This is a genomic window from Amycolatopsis melonis, from assembly GCF_040064235.1.
In the GTDB taxonomy this organism is placed as follows: Bacteria; Actinomycetota; Actinomycetes; order Mycobacteriales; family Pseudonocardiaceae; genus Amycolatopsis; species Amycolatopsis melonis.
In genome coordinates this window covers 352,698-367,179 of sequence record NZ_JBDZYD010000011.1, presented here as the reverse complement: position 1 = coordinate 367,179, position 14,482 = coordinate 352,698, and the positions used below count along the sequence as shown (strand labels likewise).

17 protein-coding genes are annotated in these 14,482 nt (G+C 71.6%); 4 read left to right on the top strand and 13 right to left on the bottom strand.

Annotation, left to right across the window (positions count from 1 at the left end):
* The first annotated feature begins 95 nt into the window (after window positions 1–95).
* The gene (locus ABJI51_RS29595; protein ID WP_348954309.1) at window positions 96–1,019 is read left to right on the top strand and encodes an ABC transporter substrate-binding protein; all 924 of its coding nucleotides are present in this window, start codon (window positions 96–98) and stop codon (window positions 1,017–1,019) included.
* A gap of 47 nt (window positions 1,020–1,066) precedes the next feature.
* On the opposite strand, the gene ABJI51_RS29590 is transcribed toward ABJI51_RS29595, so the two are convergent.
* The 10 genes from ABJI51_RS29590 to ABJI51_RS29545 all read right to left on the bottom strand — a co-directional run bounded on the left by ABJI51_RS29590 (window position 1,067) and on the right by ABJI51_RS29545 (window position 10,423).
* On the bottom strand, window positions 1,067–1,951 hold the full coding sequence (locus ABJI51_RS29590; protein WP_348954308.1) for an SRPBCC family protein: 885 nt from the start codon (window positions 1,949–1,951) through the stop codon (window positions 1,067–1,069).
* Complete coding sequence (locus tag ABJI51_RS29585; protein ID WP_348954307.1) at window positions 1,938–2,501, bottom strand: helix-turn-helix domain-containing protein; 564 nt, start codon at window positions 2,499–2,501, stop codon at window positions 1,938–1,940. The genes ABJI51_RS29590 and ABJI51_RS29585 overlap by 14 nt, the downstream gene beginning before the upstream one ends.
* Window positions 2,502–2,577: 76 nt before the next feature.
* Window positions 2,578–3,357, bottom strand: coding sequence for a class I SAM-dependent methyltransferase (locus ABJI51_RS29580; protein ID WP_348954306.1), 780 nt, complete (start codon window positions 3,355–3,357; stop codon window positions 2,578–2,580).
* 29 nt (window positions 3,358–3,386) lie between these two features.
* Complete coding sequence (locus ABJI51_RS29575) at window positions 3,387–3,857, bottom strand: MarR family transcriptional regulator (RefSeq protein WP_348954305.1); 471 nt, start codon at window positions 3,855–3,857, stop codon at window positions 3,387–3,389.
* Between the two features lie 10 nt (window positions 3,858–3,867).
* On the bottom strand, window positions 3,868–6,540 hold the full coding sequence (locus ABJI51_RS29570) for a fumarate reductase/succinate dehydrogenase flavoprotein subunit (protein WP_348954304.1): 2,673 nt from the start codon (window positions 6,538–6,540) through the stop codon (window positions 3,868–3,870).
* Window positions 6,537–7,256, bottom strand: a complete 720-nt coding sequence (locus tag ABJI51_RS29565; protein ID WP_348954303.1) for an ABC transporter ATP-binding protein — start codon at window positions 7,254–7,256, stop codon at window positions 6,537–6,539. Before ABJI51_RS29565 ends, ABJI51_RS29570 begins: the two co-directional genes overlap by 4 nt.
* Window positions 7,253–8,086 carry an ABC transporter permease gene (locus ABJI51_RS29560; protein ID WP_348954302.1) on the bottom strand — a complete coding sequence of 278 codons (834 nt, stop codon included), beginning with the start codon at window positions 8,084–8,086 and terminating at the stop codon, window positions 7,253–7,255. Before ABJI51_RS29560 ends, ABJI51_RS29565 begins: the two co-directional genes overlap by 4 nt.
* The gene (locus ABJI51_RS29555) at window positions 8,083–9,471 is read right to left on the bottom strand and encodes an ABC transporter substrate-binding protein (protein WP_348954301.1); all 1,389 of its coding nucleotides are present in this window, start codon (window positions 9,469–9,471) and stop codon (window positions 8,083–8,085) included. The genes ABJI51_RS29560 and ABJI51_RS29555 overlap by 4 nt, the downstream gene beginning before the upstream one ends.
* The gene (locus tag ABJI51_RS29550; protein ID WP_176173465.1) at window positions 9,468–9,695 is read right to left on the bottom strand and encodes a 4Fe-4S dicluster domain-containing protein; all 228 of its coding nucleotides are present in this window, start codon (window positions 9,693–9,695) and stop codon (window positions 9,468–9,470) included. Before ABJI51_RS29550 ends, ABJI51_RS29555 begins: the two co-directional genes overlap by 4 nt.
* An 11-nt stretch (window positions 9,696–9,706) precedes the next feature.
* On the bottom strand, window positions 9,707–10,423 hold the full coding sequence (locus tag ABJI51_RS29545) for a GntR family transcriptional regulator (protein WP_348954300.1): 717 nt from the start codon (window positions 10,421–10,423) through the stop codon (window positions 9,707–9,709).
* Between the two features lie 200 nt (window positions 10,424–10,623).
* On the opposite strand from ABJI51_RS29545, the gene ABJI51_RS29540 reads away from it, so the two are divergent.
* Window positions 10,624–11,058, top strand: coding sequence for an SRPBCC family protein (locus tag ABJI51_RS29540; protein WP_348954299.1), 435 nt, complete (start codon window positions 10,624–10,626; stop codon window positions 11,056–11,058).
* Window positions 11,059–11,152: 94 nt separating this feature from the next.
* Window positions 11,153–12,160 carry an NADP-dependent oxidoreductase gene (locus ABJI51_RS29535; protein WP_348954298.1) on the top strand — a complete coding sequence of 336 codons (1,008 nt, stop codon included), beginning with the start codon at window positions 11,153–11,155 and terminating at the stop codon, window positions 12,158–12,160.
* On the opposite strand, the gene ABJI51_RS29530 is transcribed toward ABJI51_RS29535, so the two are convergent.
* On the bottom strand, window positions 12,161–12,784 hold the full coding sequence (locus tag ABJI51_RS29530; RefSeq protein ID WP_348954297.1) for a haloacid dehalogenase type II: 624 nt from the start codon (window positions 12,782–12,784) through the stop codon (window positions 12,161–12,163).
* A 71-nt stretch (window positions 12,785–12,855) separates the two neighbouring features.
* Here ABJI51_RS29530 and ABJI51_RS29525 point away from each other — a divergent pair, with 71 nt between their 5' ends.
* The gene (locus ABJI51_RS29525) at window positions 12,856–13,188 is read left to right on the top strand and encodes an ArsR/SmtB family transcription factor (protein WP_348954296.1); all 333 of its coding nucleotides are present in this window, start codon (window positions 12,856–12,858) and stop codon (window positions 13,186–13,188) included.
* On the opposite strand, the gene ABJI51_RS29520 is transcribed toward ABJI51_RS29525, so the two are convergent.
* Window positions 13,157–13,786 carry a pyridoxamine 5'-phosphate oxidase family protein gene (locus ABJI51_RS29520; protein ID WP_348954295.1) on the bottom strand — a complete coding sequence of 210 codons (630 nt, stop codon included), beginning with the start codon at window positions 13,784–13,786 and terminating at the stop codon, window positions 13,157–13,159. The genes ABJI51_RS29525 and ABJI51_RS29520 overlap by 32 nt on opposite strands.
* A gap of 9 nt (window positions 13,787–13,795) precedes the next feature.
* Window positions 13,796–14,404 (bottom strand): TetR/AcrR family transcriptional regulator, encoded by a 609-nt coding sequence (locus ABJI51_RS29515; protein ID WP_348954294.1) that lies wholly within the window; start codon window positions 14,402–14,404, stop codon window positions 13,796–13,798.
* Window positions 14,405–14,482 lie beyond the last annotated feature (78 nt).

The window sequence follows — 14,482 nt, the reverse complement described above, 5'->3', positions numbered from 1 at the left end:
GAATCCGGGACACTCCCTCCCAGTATGTGGATTCTTGTCGGTGGCCAGGGCTAGGGTCCCTTTGGTCTGTTCGAGTGACGAAGGAGTGGGGATTCGTGCGCTGGTTCCGGAACGCGTCCGTGGCGGCGGTGGCCGTCGCGGCGACGCTGGGCTTGGCCGCCTGTGGTGGCGGCAGCGACAGCGGTGACAAGCCCGCCGCGCAGAGCAAGGGCGGGGCGCCGATCGTCGTCGCGTCCTTCAACTTCACCGACAGCCAGATCCTCGCCGAGATCTACGCGCAGGCGCTGGAGGCCAAGGGCTATCCGGTGACGCGCAAGCTGAACCTCGGCTCGCGGGAGCTGATCTACCCGTCGCTGAAGTCGGGTGAGCTGCAGTTCATCCCGGAGTACCAGGGTGCGGCGATCACCACCGGCTTCGGCAAGGAGGCCGGGAAGACCGCGCAGGAGGAGCACGAGCAGCTGGCGAAGCTGTTCGAGCCCAGCGGGATCTCGCTGCTGAACTTCGCGCCTGCCGAGGACAAGAACACCTACATCGTCAAGTCCGACCTGGCGAAGGACAAGGGCATCGCGTCGATCAGCGACCTGAAGAAGCTGGACAAGGTCGTCATGGCGGGCCCGCCCGAGTGCGAGAAGCGGCTTCCCTGCTTCAAGGGCTTCACGGACGTCTACAAGCTGACGAACGTGACCTTCCAGACCATCCAGGAGGCCGGGCCGCGCGTCCAGCAGCTCAAGTCCGGTGCCGTCACGGTCATCCCGGTCGACTCGGTCAGCCCGCTGACCGCCGACCCGGGCTACACGGTGCTCAAGGACGACCTGAACATCGTCCCGACCGAGAACGTCGTGCCCGCGGTGAACAAGAAGGTGCTCGACGAACGCGGCGCCGACTTCGCCAACGCGGTCAATGCGGTCAGCGCCAAGCTGACCACGGACGTCATGCGGGACCTGAACAAGCGCGTCGACTCCGACGGCGAGAAGGCCGCGGACGTCGCGAAGGACTGGCTGGCCCAGGCCGGCCTCTGAGGAGCAGCGGGGCCCTCGGAACGGCTGTTCCGAGGGCCCTCGCTCCGCTAGCCGGTCAGCAGTACGCCCTCGGGGACACCGGCCACCTCGATCCGGCGCCAGATCGTGCGCCAGTTCGCCAGCTCGTGGTAGCGCCGCAGCTCGGCGAGGCCGCCGAGCCAGCCGCCCCAAGCCGAGTACGGCGGGTTCGACGGGTCGAAGCCGCTGTGCACGATGGTGAGCCGGGTCTTGCCGTCCGAACCGTCCAGCTCCCAGGTGGTCGTCTCGTTGTCGATGAAGCGCAGCGCCGCCTTGCGACCCGGCTCGAACTCGACGAACCTGGCGCCGCCGGGGTCGACGTCGAACCCGCCCATGGCGAACCGGCCGCCGAGGCGCGGCTCGATGTCCACGTTGGCGCGGAACCAGTTGCGGAAGTGCTCCGGCTGGACCATGGAGTCGAACACCGCGTCCGGTGCCGCGTCGATGACGACCGACGCGCGCAGCTCGCTCGACGTGAAGTCCACCTTCGGGGTCAGCTCGCGGCCGGCCAGGTAGTCGGCCAGGTTGGCGATCGCCAGCGACCAGAACGTCTGCACCGCGCCGCGGGCACCGGCCTTGTCGTTGATGATCTCGTCGAAGCCGGGCAGATCGCTGTGGCTGAGCGTGACCAGCGTGCCGTCCGCGTCTTCGTCCACCTCGAACTGCACCGTGTCCTCGACACCCTCCACGGTCCAGCCGAAGCGGATGCTGCGCTCGTCCACGTGCAGTACGCGCTGGTGCGGCTCGGCGCCGTCCGGGGTGGAGGGGCCCCAGAACTCGTACCTGCCGGGCAGGTCGACCTCGGCGTGCTCGGTCAGCCAGACGCGCAGCGCGGCCGGGTCGGTCAGCGCCTCCCACGTGACCTTCGGCGGGGCCGGCACGACCGCGCTCAGGACCAGGTCAGGTTCGGTCATCGGGATTTCCCTTCGGGTAGCAGGCGACGGCCAGGCGGAACGCGTCGCCTTCGGCGCCGCCGTAGCGGGTGAACAGGTCCTGCAGCGTCTGCTGCAGTTCGTCGAGGAACGCCTTGCGCTGGTCCGGGCGCACCCGGATCTCGCCGGACACGCCGATCGAGGGCAGGTCCGGCCGGGTGCGGTCGAGGGCGGCGACGTCGGCCTGCACGTCCTCCATCAGGTCGACGAGGTAGCCGAGGCTGAGCCGGTCGCGCGCCTGCCGCAGCCCGATCCGCCCCACCAGGCCGGGGGAGAGCCAGTAGGACCGGGCGGTGGCCTGGTAGATCCCCTCGTGGATCCCGCGCACCCGGCGCTCGGCGACCTGACCGACCAGCCCGGCCTCCAGCAGGCGTTTGACGTGGTAGTAGACCCGCTGGGGGGTCTGGTCGAGCTCGACGGCGACCTCGGTGCACGACCGGGGCTCGGCGAGCTGCCGCAGCACTTCGATCCGCTGCGGCTTGAGCAGGGCCTCGGCCTGCTCGATCTGTTCGAGGTAGACGACGTCTCTCATGGCGAAAATCAGCTTGTACGTAAAAAATATTTTTGTCAATGGGCGGGCTGCCACCGCGCGGTGGCTTTCCCGGCGGCTAAGCGGTCCCGCTGACGACCCACGCGCGGGCCGTCAGCGGGATCGACCCGTCCGGGTTCACCGGCAGGCGGTCGCGCAGCAGCTCGCGGATCCGGTCGCGCCGGTCCTCGGGGAGGGTGGCCAGGTAGGCCGGCGCCGGACCCTGCGCGCCGAGGAACGGCCGCCAGTAGTCGTCGAAGTCCGCGAACACCGTCGGGATGGTGATCTCCCCGACCGACACCGCCGAGAAGCTGGCCTCGGTCCACAGCCGGCCGAGCGGCTCGGGGCGGCACAGCGTGAACTTGCGGCCCTCGTCCAGCTCGGCGACCGTCTCCGGGTCGAGCTCGGCGGCCGCGTCCCAGAACCGGCGGATCAGCTGCATGCCTTCGGCGAGGTCCCAGAAGTAGGCGGCGGCCCGGCCGCCCGGCGCGGTCACCCGGGCGATCTCCGCCGCCGCGCGGGGCGGCTCGGGAACGAAGTTCAGCACCAGGCCCGAGACCACGACGTCGAACCGGGCATCCGGGAACGGCAGCGAGCGCGCGTCGGCGACCGTGAACGTCGCCCGCGGATCGGTGACGCCCGCGCGAGCCGTCTCCAGGAAGCCTTCGGACGGGTCGACCCCGACGACCTCGGTGGGGTCGGCCGCCGCCAGCACCGCCTCGGTCAGCGCGCCCGTGCCGCAGCCGACGTCGAGCCAGCGCCTGCTCGGCGGGGCGCCGAGCTGACGGACGAACGTCTCCGCGATCCGGCGGCTCCACCGCCCGATGTACGCCTCATACGCGTCGCCTGACTGCCACATGCCCCCGAGTACAGCACAGAAACCGCTGGTCAGCCCTTGGCCAGCTCACCGGTGGCCGTGTGGCCCGCCGACGTCGCCCGGCTCAGGAACCCGGCGATCAGCGCCAGCTCGTCCTCGCTGTACCCGGCGCAGAGCTCGTCCAGCGCCGCGTTCATCCCCGAGTACAGCCGGAACAGCTCCGCGTTGCGGCCGCGGACCGCGCGCACCGTGACCGAACGGCGGTCGGCCGCCTCCGGGTCGCGTTCCCGGACGATCCAGCCGCCCTTCTGGAGCCGGTCGAGGATGCCCGTCACCGTCGCCGGGTGCAGGCCCGCGCGGCGGGCCAGCGCGCTCGGGCTCAGCGGGCCGTGGCGGGCGATCAGCTCCAGGCAGTCCAGGTCGACGTCCTTGAGCGCCAGGTGCGCGCCGACCTGGTGGTTCAGCAGCGACAGCTGGTTGCGCAGCTCGCGCAGCGCCTCCTTCACCGCCACCGTCGACCGGCGGTGCGCTCCCGGACCCATGCCGGGCAGCCTAACCGCCGAGGGCCATCCGCGTGTACGCGCGGACGTCGGCGTCCGAGTCGGTGCGCCGCGCCCGCAGCCGGGCCGCGACCTCGGGGGCCTCCGCCCACTGGCCGAGGGCCTGGACGGCGGCCCGCCGGACGTTCGGGTGCTCGTCCTCCAGGGCCGCGAGCAGCGGTTCCGTCGGCCCGGCCAGCGCACCCAGTGCCGTCGCCGCGCCGCGGCGGACCTGCCACGCCGGATCCGCCAGCGCCGCCGACGCCAGCCGCGGCAGGTCGCCGCCGCAGCCGAGGCCGGCCGCGGCCGTCAGCGCCGCCGCCCGCACCAGCGGGTCCGGGTCGGCGGCGAGCGCGGCCACCGTCCCGGTGGCGCGCGGGTCGCCGATCGTCCCCAGCCCGGCCGCCACCGCGACCCGGACCTCGCGCGCGGTGTCCGGTGCCGCGCCGGCCAGCGCCGACGCCGCGTCCAGCGAGACCAGGCCCCGCACCGCCTCCAGCCGGACCGCGACCGCCGGGTCCGCCAGCGCCGCGGTGAACAGCGCTTCGTCGCCGAGGCGCAGCGCCCGCAGGACGTCCAGGGCGACCGAACGCACGTCCGCGTCCGACACCGCCAGTGCCGACCGCAGTCCCGCGCCCACCGCGGACGACGGCGCCAGCACCTCCACCAGCTCCCGCAGCCCGGCCGCCGCCGCGGCGCGCACCCGTGCGTCGATGTCGTGCAACGCCGTGACCAGTGCGTCCCCGAAACCGTCCGGGGCCGACTCGGTGAGGACCGCGATGGCCGTCGTCCGGACCTCGGCGTCCGGGTCGGCCAGGTACCGAGCCAGCGTGGCCAGTGACGACTGCTCCTCCGCCAGCGCGACGACTTCGAGGACCCGCGGCGACGAATGCGTCCGCGCCGGGGCGGCCGTGGCGACGTCCGGCGGGGTGTGCCCGCTGAACGCCGTGTGGGTACCGAGGACCTCGACGGGGAAGTCCGGCACCGAGAACTCGGGCACCGGCACCAGGTAGGGCGCCACGGGCCGTTTGACGAACTCCATCTCGCCGTCGGCGGTCTTGCGCAGGTTCAGGTGCGCCAGCCACGAGACGTCGTCGCGGCCGGGGTGGTCGCTGCGATCGTGGTAGAGCCCCCAGCGGCTCTCGGTCCGCACCAGCGACGCCCGCGCCGCCATCTCGGCGCAGTCCCGGATGAACGTCACCTCGGCGCAGCGCATCAGCTCGTGCGGCGTCCGCGCGCCCATCGCCGCGATCTCGCCGGTCATCCGCGCGAACGTCTCCAGCGCGATCTCCAGCTTCGCCGTCGTCTTCGGCGGGGCGACGTAGTCGTTGACGAACCGCCGCAGCTTGTACTCCACCTGCTGCTGCGGCGGACCGTCCGGAGTGGACAGTGGCCGGTAGATCAGCGCATGCGCCGCGGCGATCTGGTCTTCGGGCAAGGGCACCGGAGGACGCCGGGAACCCGCGGCATGAGCACCCGCGAGGTCGCCGTAGACGAACGCGCCGATCATGTAGTTGTGCGGCACGCAGGCGAGGTCACCCGCCGCGTACAGGCCCGGCACGGTCGTCGCGCCGTTCTCGTCGACCCAGACGCCGGACGCCGAATGCCCGCCGCACAGGCCGATTTCCGAGATGTGCATCTCGACGTCGTGGGTGCGGTAGTCGTGGCCGCGGGTGGCGTGGAACGTGCCGCGCGTCGGCCGTTCGGTCGTGTGCAGGATGTTCTCCAGCGCGCCGAGCGTCTCCTCCGGCAGGTGCGTCAGCTTGAGGTAGATCGGCCCGCGCGCCGAGGAGATTTCGCGCGCCACCTCGGCCATCATCTGCCCGGACCAGTAGTCGCAGTCGACGAAGCGGTCACCGGCCGCGTTGACCTGGTAGCCGCCGAAGGGGTTGGCGACATAGGCGCAGGCCGGGCCGTTGTAGTCCTTGATCAGCGGGTTGATCTGGAAGCACTCGATGCCGGACAGCTCCGCGCCCGCGTGGTAGGCCATCGCGTAGCCGTCGCCCGCGTTCGTCGGGTTCTCGTAGGTACCGTACAGATAACCGCTGGCGGGCAGGCCCAGCCGTCCACAAGGGCCGGTCGCCAGGATCACCGCGGACGCCGAAACCGTGACGAACTCCCCGGTCCGCGTGTTGAAGCCCACGGCGCCGACCGCGCGCCCAGAAGACGTCAGCACCCGCACCGGCATCACGCGGTTCTCGATCGTGATGCGCTCGCGCATGTGCTTGGCCCGCAGCACGCGGTAGAGCACCTTCTTGACGTCCTTGCCCTCCGGCATCGGCAGGACGTAACTGCCGGACCGGTGCACACGGCGCACGGCGTACTCGCCGTACTCGTCCTTTTCGAACTTGACGCCGTACTTCTCCAGCCGCTGCACCATCGCGAAGCCGCGGCGCGCGGTCTGGTACACAGTGGACTGGTTGACGACGCCGTCGTTGGCGCGGGTGATCTCGGCGACGTAGTCCTCCGGCGTCGCCTTGCCCGGGATGACCGCGTTGTTCACCCCGTCCATCCCCATGGCCAGCGCACCCGAGTGCCGGACGTGCGCCTTTTCCAGCAGCAGCACGTTCGCGCCGTGCTCGGCGGCGGTCAGCGCGGCCATGGTCCCGGCCGTGCCGCCGCCGATCACGAGCACGTCGGTCTCGAAGTGCGTCCGCGCCGACAGCGGGGGTGCCTCGAACGTCATGCCGCCACCAGCCCGTCCAGGACCTCGGCGCGCTCGGCCGCCACCGCGGGTCCGGCCGTCCGCGGCCGTGACGACTCGACGACCTTCGCCAGCCGCCCGTCGCGGGTCAGCACGGCGACGCGGTCGGCGAGGAACAGCGCCTCGTCGACGTCGTGGGTCACGAACACCACGGTCGTCGGCCGCTTGCGCCAGACCTCCACGAGCAGCCGCTGCATGGCCGTGCGCGTCTGGGCGTCGAGGGCACCGAACGGCTCGTCGGCCAGGATCACCCGCGGCGACCCGGCGAGGGTGCGGGCGAGCTGGACGCGCTGCCGCATGCCGCCGGACAGCTCGCGCGGCAGGTGGTCCTCGTAGCCGGACAGCCCGACCTGCGTCAGCCACGACTCGGCTTCGGCCCGCCGCCGGGCCCGCGGGACGCGCCGGATGGCCAGCGGCAGCTCGACGTTGCGGCGCACCGAACGCCAGGGCAGCAGGCCGTCGTCCTGGAACACCAGCGCCCGCTCGGCGGACGTGCCGGTCACCGGGGTGCCGCCGCTCACCACGCGCCCGGACGACGCCGGGAGCAGGCCCGCGAGCGCGCGCAGCAGGGTCGACTTGCCGCACCCCGACGGCCCGGTGACCGCCAGGATCTCGGCGTCGGCGACCGCGAGGTCGAGTCCGGACAGCACCGTCCGCTGTCCATAGTGGACGACCAGGTTCTCGATGCGCAGGCTCATGAGTTCTCCCCTCGGGGCAGCCAGCGGGTGGCGCGGCGGCCCAGCAGTTCGACGGCGGCCGAGGTGACCCAGCCGAGCAGGCCGATGGTGAGCATCCCGACGATCACGCCGGGGTAGTCGACGACGGTGTAGGCCTGCCAGGTCCGGTAGCCGACGCCGAACTCGCCGGAGATCATCTCCGCCGAGATCACGCAGATCCACGAAACGCCCATGCCGACGGACAGCCCGCCGAACACCCCGGGCAGCGCGCCCGGCAGCACGACGTTCCACAGCACGCGCCGCCGCGAGCCGCCCATCGTGCGGATCGCGTCCTCCCACACCACCGGCAGCGCCCGCACCGCGTGCCGCGTGCTGACCACGACCGGGAAGAACGCCGCGAGGAACGTGATGAACACGATGCCCTGCTCGTTGGTGGGGAAGAGCAGGATCGCGATCGGCACCACCGCGATCGCCGGGATCGGCCGCACGACTTCCAGCAGCGGCTGGACGACGTCGGACGTGCCGCGGGAGCGCGCGATCGCCGTGCCGAGCGCGATCCCGAGCACCGCGGCGAGCGCGAACCCGGTGACGATCCGGCGCAGCGAGTCGAGCAGGTCCTGGTAGTAGACGGCGGTGCCGAGCTGGTAGCCGAGGTCGCGGGCGACCTCGACCGGGGTGGGCAGGCGGTCGAAGTGCAGCCACAGGTCGACGTCGAACGCGGTCAGCAGCTCCCACACGACCAGCGCGGCGAGGATGCTGCCTGCGCGGACGGCGAGCCTGCCGAACCGCCGTCTCGGCGGCGCGGGCGGGGCTTCGACCGCGGTCGGTTCGTGCTCGAGGGTCTGGGTCATCGGGACTCCTCCACGGCTTGCGCGTAGCCGACGATCGCGCCGGGGTGGGTGGCGAGGTGGGCACGGGCGCCGTCTTCGGTGGTGAAGGGCAGCAGCGCGCCGCCCGCGTCGCGCACCCAGACGGCCTTGTCGGCGAACCAGCGGGTGCCGGTGGCCGCGTCGGGGACGTAGGCCGCGCGGACCGGCTTACCCGCGTGCGCAACGGCTTTGAGCAGGCACGACGGCGTGGCTGCGGGATGCGTCACGGTTTCCCCGGCGAGCCACAGCTCACCGGCGGTCCGCGGATCGGTGGCCGGCCGCGAGCACGTCGTGTCGAAGCCCGTCACCGGGGCCGGATTGTCCAAAGAGGACGCAGCGGTGTCGTAGGCCGGGCCGTAGATCTCCCGCAGGTAGCGGTCGTCGACGAACGCGCCGAGGTCGAGCCGCTTGATGTTGCCGATCGAGCGCAGGAACGGCGCGTCGGTCTCCAGCGCGCCGATCAGCGGGCGCTTCAGTGGCAGGTCGAAGGTGACCATGCCGCCGGCGCCGTTGTAGAGGTAGACGACCTCGGGCGGGAGCTTCGTGGCGGAGGCGACCTTCAGTGCCGCGTCCATCGGGTGTGCGTGCAGGTAGTCCGTCGCGTCCCGCTGGGCACGCAGGAACTCCGTGACTACGTCGTGGTGAGTGTCTGCATAGGACTCCCGGACGACAACGCCGTGCCACGTAGGCAGTTTCAGCGCCGAGCCGTCGTAGAGCAGCCGCGCCTGGTTCGCGAACACCAGCTGACCCGGCCACGCGACGAACTGCCCGAGCGCGTCGACCGCGCCGGACTGCAGCCCGGACGCGCCGACCGCGGGTGCCTGGTTCTGCAGGTGGACGTCGCCGGGGCCGATCCCGATGTTCTGCAGGGCGTGCACGGTGGTGCCGTGCCCGGCGGAGCCGACGCTGGCGGAGATCTTCTTGCCGCGCAGGTCGGCCAGCGTGTGCGCGGGCGAGCCCGGCGGCACGACGACCATGTTGAGCGCGCCGAGCAGGTTGTAGCCGGTCGCGGCGACCAGCTTGGTGCGGCCGTCGCCGAACTCCTGCGTGCGGGAACCGTTGATGAGCAGGGGATAGTCGCCCATCGAGCCGATATCGATCTTGCCCGCGACCATCTGCGCGGTGATCGGTGCGCCGGTCGAGTAGTCCTGCCACGTGACGTGATAGCGCTTCCCGTCCCGCCGGCCGAGATCGGCGAGGCGCTTCTCGAAGTACCCCAGCGTGCGCAGCAACGTCCCCGCGGTGACCGTGTTGATCGTCTTCGACTGGTAGCCGACGACGACGCCGACTTCGTCCGATGTGGACGCGTTCGCGGTGCAGCCCGCGGCCAGCAGCGCGGCGGCGAGCGTGATCCGGACGGCCTTCATCGCAGCAGGTAGGGCATGTTGATGGTCACCGCGCCGGTCGGGCAGCGCGCCGCGCACGGCCCGCAGTACCAGCACTCGTCGACGTGCATGTACGCCTTGTCGGTGTCCGGGTCGATGGCCAGGGAGTCGAGCGGGCACATGTCGACGCACAGCCGGCAGCCGTCGAGGCACTTCGACTCGTCGATCGTGACCGGGACGTCGACCCGGCTGGGCACGAGGGGCACGGCGGTCTCCTTCAGGAACGGTCGAGGCGGGCCCGCATGGTCAGGCGGTCGCCCCGCAGGCGGATGTATTCGAGGTCGACGGGCCGTCCGTCGGCGAAGTGCGTCAGCCGCTCCCACCGCAGCAGCGCCGCGCCCGGCGGGACCGCCAGGACGGCCGCGGTTTCGGCGTCGGCGTTGAGGGCTTCGACGTCGATGTCGGCGTAGCCCAGCCGCTGCCCGGACGTCTCCTCGATGAGCGCGAAGACGTCCCGCCCGGCGAGGTCGTGGTCCAGCAGCGGCTTCCCGATCTCCGGCAGGAGGTAGGTCAGGTCGAGCGACAGCGGGACGCCGTCGAGCCGCCGCAGCCGTTCGAGGTAGACGACTTCGGAGCGCTCGGGCACCCCGAGCCGGTGCGCCACGACGGCGGGCGCGGGCACCACGTCCGCCGTCCGGACGTCGTTGGTGACCTCGCCGTGCTCGCGCAGCACCTCGGCGAGCCCGGCCAGCCGGTTGAGCCCGTGCGGGTACTTGTGCCCGACGACGACCGTGCCGACGCCGGGGTGCCGCGCGATCAGGCCGTCGTCGCGCAGCAGCGCGAGGGCTTCCCGCACGGTGTTGCGGGTCGCGGAGAACTCCACCGTGAGGTCCTCCTCGCACGGCAGCGTCTCCTCGGCCAGCACCTGACGGCGCAGCAGGTCGGCGACCTGCCGGGCGCTGTCGGCGCGGGTCCGCCGGGGTGTGGTGGGCATGGCGGGGAGGATGGCCAGCGGACGTTAACACCGTGTTACGCCACTTCTTTGCTCGTCAGCGGCGCGCTGACCTGCGGAAACGGCTGTCCAGGGTGGACTTGCGCCGCTCACTATCTGGGACGTCGCGAGGGCGCCCGCAGGACGTGCGGGCGGCGGTGAAATCGTGGAGCCTGTTCGCGAACCCCGGGAGAAGGAGTGAAATGGGCAAGGTCACGGCCACTGCGGAGCGGACGATCGACGCTCCGGCCGACAAGGTGCGCGCGCTCGTCGCCGACTACGCGGAAACGCGCCCGAAGCTGCTCACCGAGCACTACCGCGACTACCAGGTGACCGAGGGCGGCGTCGGCGCCGGGACGAAGGCGAGCTGGAAGCTGCAGGCGACGTCGAAGCGGGTGCGGGACGTGGCCGCGACCGTCACCGAGCCGCGGCCGGGGACGCTGGTCGAGACCGACGCGAACTCCAGCATGGTCACCACCTGGACGGTCACCGAAGCGGGTGAACGCAGTGTCGTGCGGATCGAGACGACCTGGGACGGCGCGGGCGGCATCGGCGGCTTCTTCGAGAAGACCTTCGCGCCGGGCGGGCTGAAGAAGATCTACGACGGAGTGCTGGGCAAGCTCGCCGAGATCGTGTAGCTCGTCACAATCGGAATCTACGCCCCGGTTAGCTGGTTGCATCGGGTGGAATCCGGGGCGCCTGCCCCGCTTCGAGACTGGAAAGGATCCGACGATGAGCACGGCGACCGAAATCCGGCTGGCTTCGCGCCCGGAAGGCGTTCCGACGCACGACAACTTCGAGATCGTCGACACCGAGGTGCCGTCGGCGGGCGACAACCAGATCCTGGTGCGCAACCTGATCATGAGCGTCGACCCCGCGATGCGCGGCCGCATGCGGGACGTGAAGTCCTACGCGCCGCCGTTCCAGGTGGGCGAGGTCATGAGCGGCGGGGCGGTCGGCGAGGTCGTCGAGTCGAACGTCGACGACGTCAAGGTCGGCGACCACGTGCTGCACCAGGCCGGCTGGCGCACGCACGCCGTGCTCGACGCCGGGCGCTACGTCAAGGTGGACGCCGCCGCCGCGCCGCTGTCGACCTACCTCGGCGTGCTCGGCATGCCGGGCCTGACCGCGTACTCCGGCCTGCTGGTGTCGGCCGAGTTCAAGCCGGGCGACACCGTGTTCGTCTCCGGTGCGGCCGGCGCTGTCGGCTCGCTGGTCGGCCAGCTCGCGAAGCTGAAGGGCGCCAAGCGCGTCATCGGCTCGGCGGGTTCGGCCGAGAAGGTGCGGCACCTGGTCGAGGACCTCGGCTTCGACGCGGCCTTCAACTACAAGGACGGCCCGGTCGCCGAGCAGCTCCACGCGGCCGCCCCCGAAGGCATCGACGTCTACTTCGACAACGTCGGTGGCGAGCACCTCGAGGCGGCCATCGACGCGATCACCCTGCACGGCCGGATCGCGATCTGCGGGATGATCTCCCAGTACAACGCCACCGAGCCGACGCCGGCGCCGCGCAACCTCGCGCAGGTCATCGCCAAGCGGCTCACCATCCGCGGCCTGCTGGTGCTCGACCACTGGCACCTGCAGCAGCAGTTCGTCGAGGAGATCGCGCCGCTGGTGAACTCCGGCGAGATCAAGTACTCGGAGACCTTCGTCGACGGCATCCGCAACGCGCCGGACGCCTTCCTCGGCCTGCTGTCGGGCGCCAACACCGGCAAGATGCTGGTCCGGATCGCGGACTGACTAGAGCAGCCCGGCCAGCTCGGGCAGGGTCGACGCGGTGTAGGTGGGCGCGGGCGAGCCAGGCAGCGGGTGGACACCGGGGCGGGTGAGCAACGCCGTCCGCAGCCCGGCCGCCTGCGCGCCCGCGATGTCCCAGTCGTGTGCGGCGATCATGACCGCCGTCCTGCCCGGGTAGGCGGCCAGGACCTGCTGGTACGGCTCGGGCGCCGGCTTGAGGCGCCCGGCCTGCTCGGCCGAGAAGATCCGGTCGAACAGTGTCGCCAGCCCGGCGTTCTGCAGCTGCGCCTCGGCGGTGGCCAGCGGCGAGTTGGTGAGGGCGACGATGTCGTGCCCGGCTTCGCGGAGCTTGGCGATGCCGGGCGCCACGTCCGGGTGCGCGGGCAGCGAACGCAGGCCCTCGCCGAGCTTCGCGACGTCGATCTCGCGGCCGTGCCGGGCGGCGACTTCGACGGCCGCGGCGCCCGCGATGCCCGCGAAGTCGCGGTAGCCGCCCGTCGCCGTGACCGTCAGCGCGGTGTGGATGACCAGGGCGAACCACTCGCGCCGCAGTTCGGCGCCGCCCACGGTGGCGTCGAGCCCGGCGACGTCGAGCAGCGTCTCGTTGACGTCGAACACGCACAGCACGGCGGCCTCCCGGAGGTTCGATGAAGTTCGTACCTCGCTGAAGGTACGACAGCTGCCGTACCATGTCCAGCATGCCCGGAGAACTGCCGATCCCGGAGATGGCCGACGTCGACCTCGGCACGGTCCTGTCCGCCCTCGCCGACCCGCACCGCCGCGCGGTGGTCCTGGAACTCGTCGACGGCGACGGCGCCGAGCGCGCCTGCTCGTCGTTCCCGCTGCCGATCGCCAAGTCGACCCGCACGCACCACTGGCGCGTGCTGCGCGAGGCCGGGCTGGTCCGCCAGCGCGACGCGGGGAACGGCACGTTCGTCCGGCTGCGGCGGGAGGAGTTCGACGCGCGGTTCCCTGGGCTGCTGGATGTGGTGGCGGGGATCAGTACTGCTGGGTCAGCGCCCGCTCGTTGAGTCGCGCGTCCAGCTCCTCCGCCGATGTCGGCAGCGCGATCTGGTCACGCAGGATCGTGCCCAGCGTCGGCAGGGCCGAGCGGTCCGGCCAGGTCTCCGGCTTCCACAGCGACGACCGCAGGAACGCCTTCGCGCAGTGCATGTACAGCTCTTCGACCTCGACGACCACCGCGAGCTGCGGCCGCTTCCCCTTGACCACCAGCGCGTCGAAGAACGGCGCGTCCGACACCAGTGTCGCGCGGCCGTTGACGCGCAGGGTCTCGTTCATGCCCGGCACCAGGAACAACAGCCCCGCGTGCGGGTTGTCGACGATGTTGCGGAAGCTGTCGACCAGCTTGTTGCCCGGCCGGTCGGCCAGCACCAGCGTGCGCTCGTCGAGCACCAGCACCGACCCGGCGGGGTCGCCCCGCGGTGAGACGTCGCAGCTGCCGTCCGGCGCCGACGTCGCCAGCAGCACGAACGGCGAGTGCGCGATCAGGTTCCGCGCGTGCTCGTCGATCCGGTCGATGACCTTCTTCTGCGTCAGCTCGGCGACCTCGCCGACCACCGCCCGCAGGGCCTCCTGCGAATCGACGACTGTCCCCTGGATGATCCCCATGCGCACAACCTAGCGGCCACCCCCGACAGTTCCGCCGGTTCTGCCCGCAATGGCGATCCGCGCCGCCTCGGTCGACTTCCGGACGACCAGGTCCACCGAGTAGCCGTGCTTCACGAAGACGCCGTCGAGCTGGAACGTGCCGTAGCCGTGGGCCTGGGTGAACAGCTGCTCCAGCAGCTCCAGCGCCGTCGCCGGATCGGGGGCGACCGCCAGGCACCGCACGAGGAACTCGTCGCTCAGCCGCCGGGTCTGCTCGTGCAGCTCGACGTACTGCGGGCCGTGGAGGCCGTCGGCGTACAGGACGTTCATCCCGGCCCGCCGCTCGATCAGGTAGCGGGTGTACGCGCCCGCGGCGGCGGCCAGCGCGTCGGCCGGGTCTTCGTGCTCGCCCGCCGCGGCGGCGACGCGCTCGGTGAGCTGGCAGGCGATGTGGCAGGCCACCTCGGCGAGCAGGCTCTCGCGGTCGGCGAAGTGCCGGTACGGCGCGCCGGGGCTGACCTTCGCCCGGCGCGCGACCTCCGCGACCGAGAACCCGGTGAGCCCCTGCTCGGCGATCAGGTCCAGGGAGACGCGCACGAGCTCGCCCCGGAGATCGCCGTGGTGGTACTTCCCGCCCATGACGTGGATCACATCTCTCGATCGAAATATGTAAGACGCCTCTTACGTAGAGAGGATGTAAGAGGGCTCTTACGCACC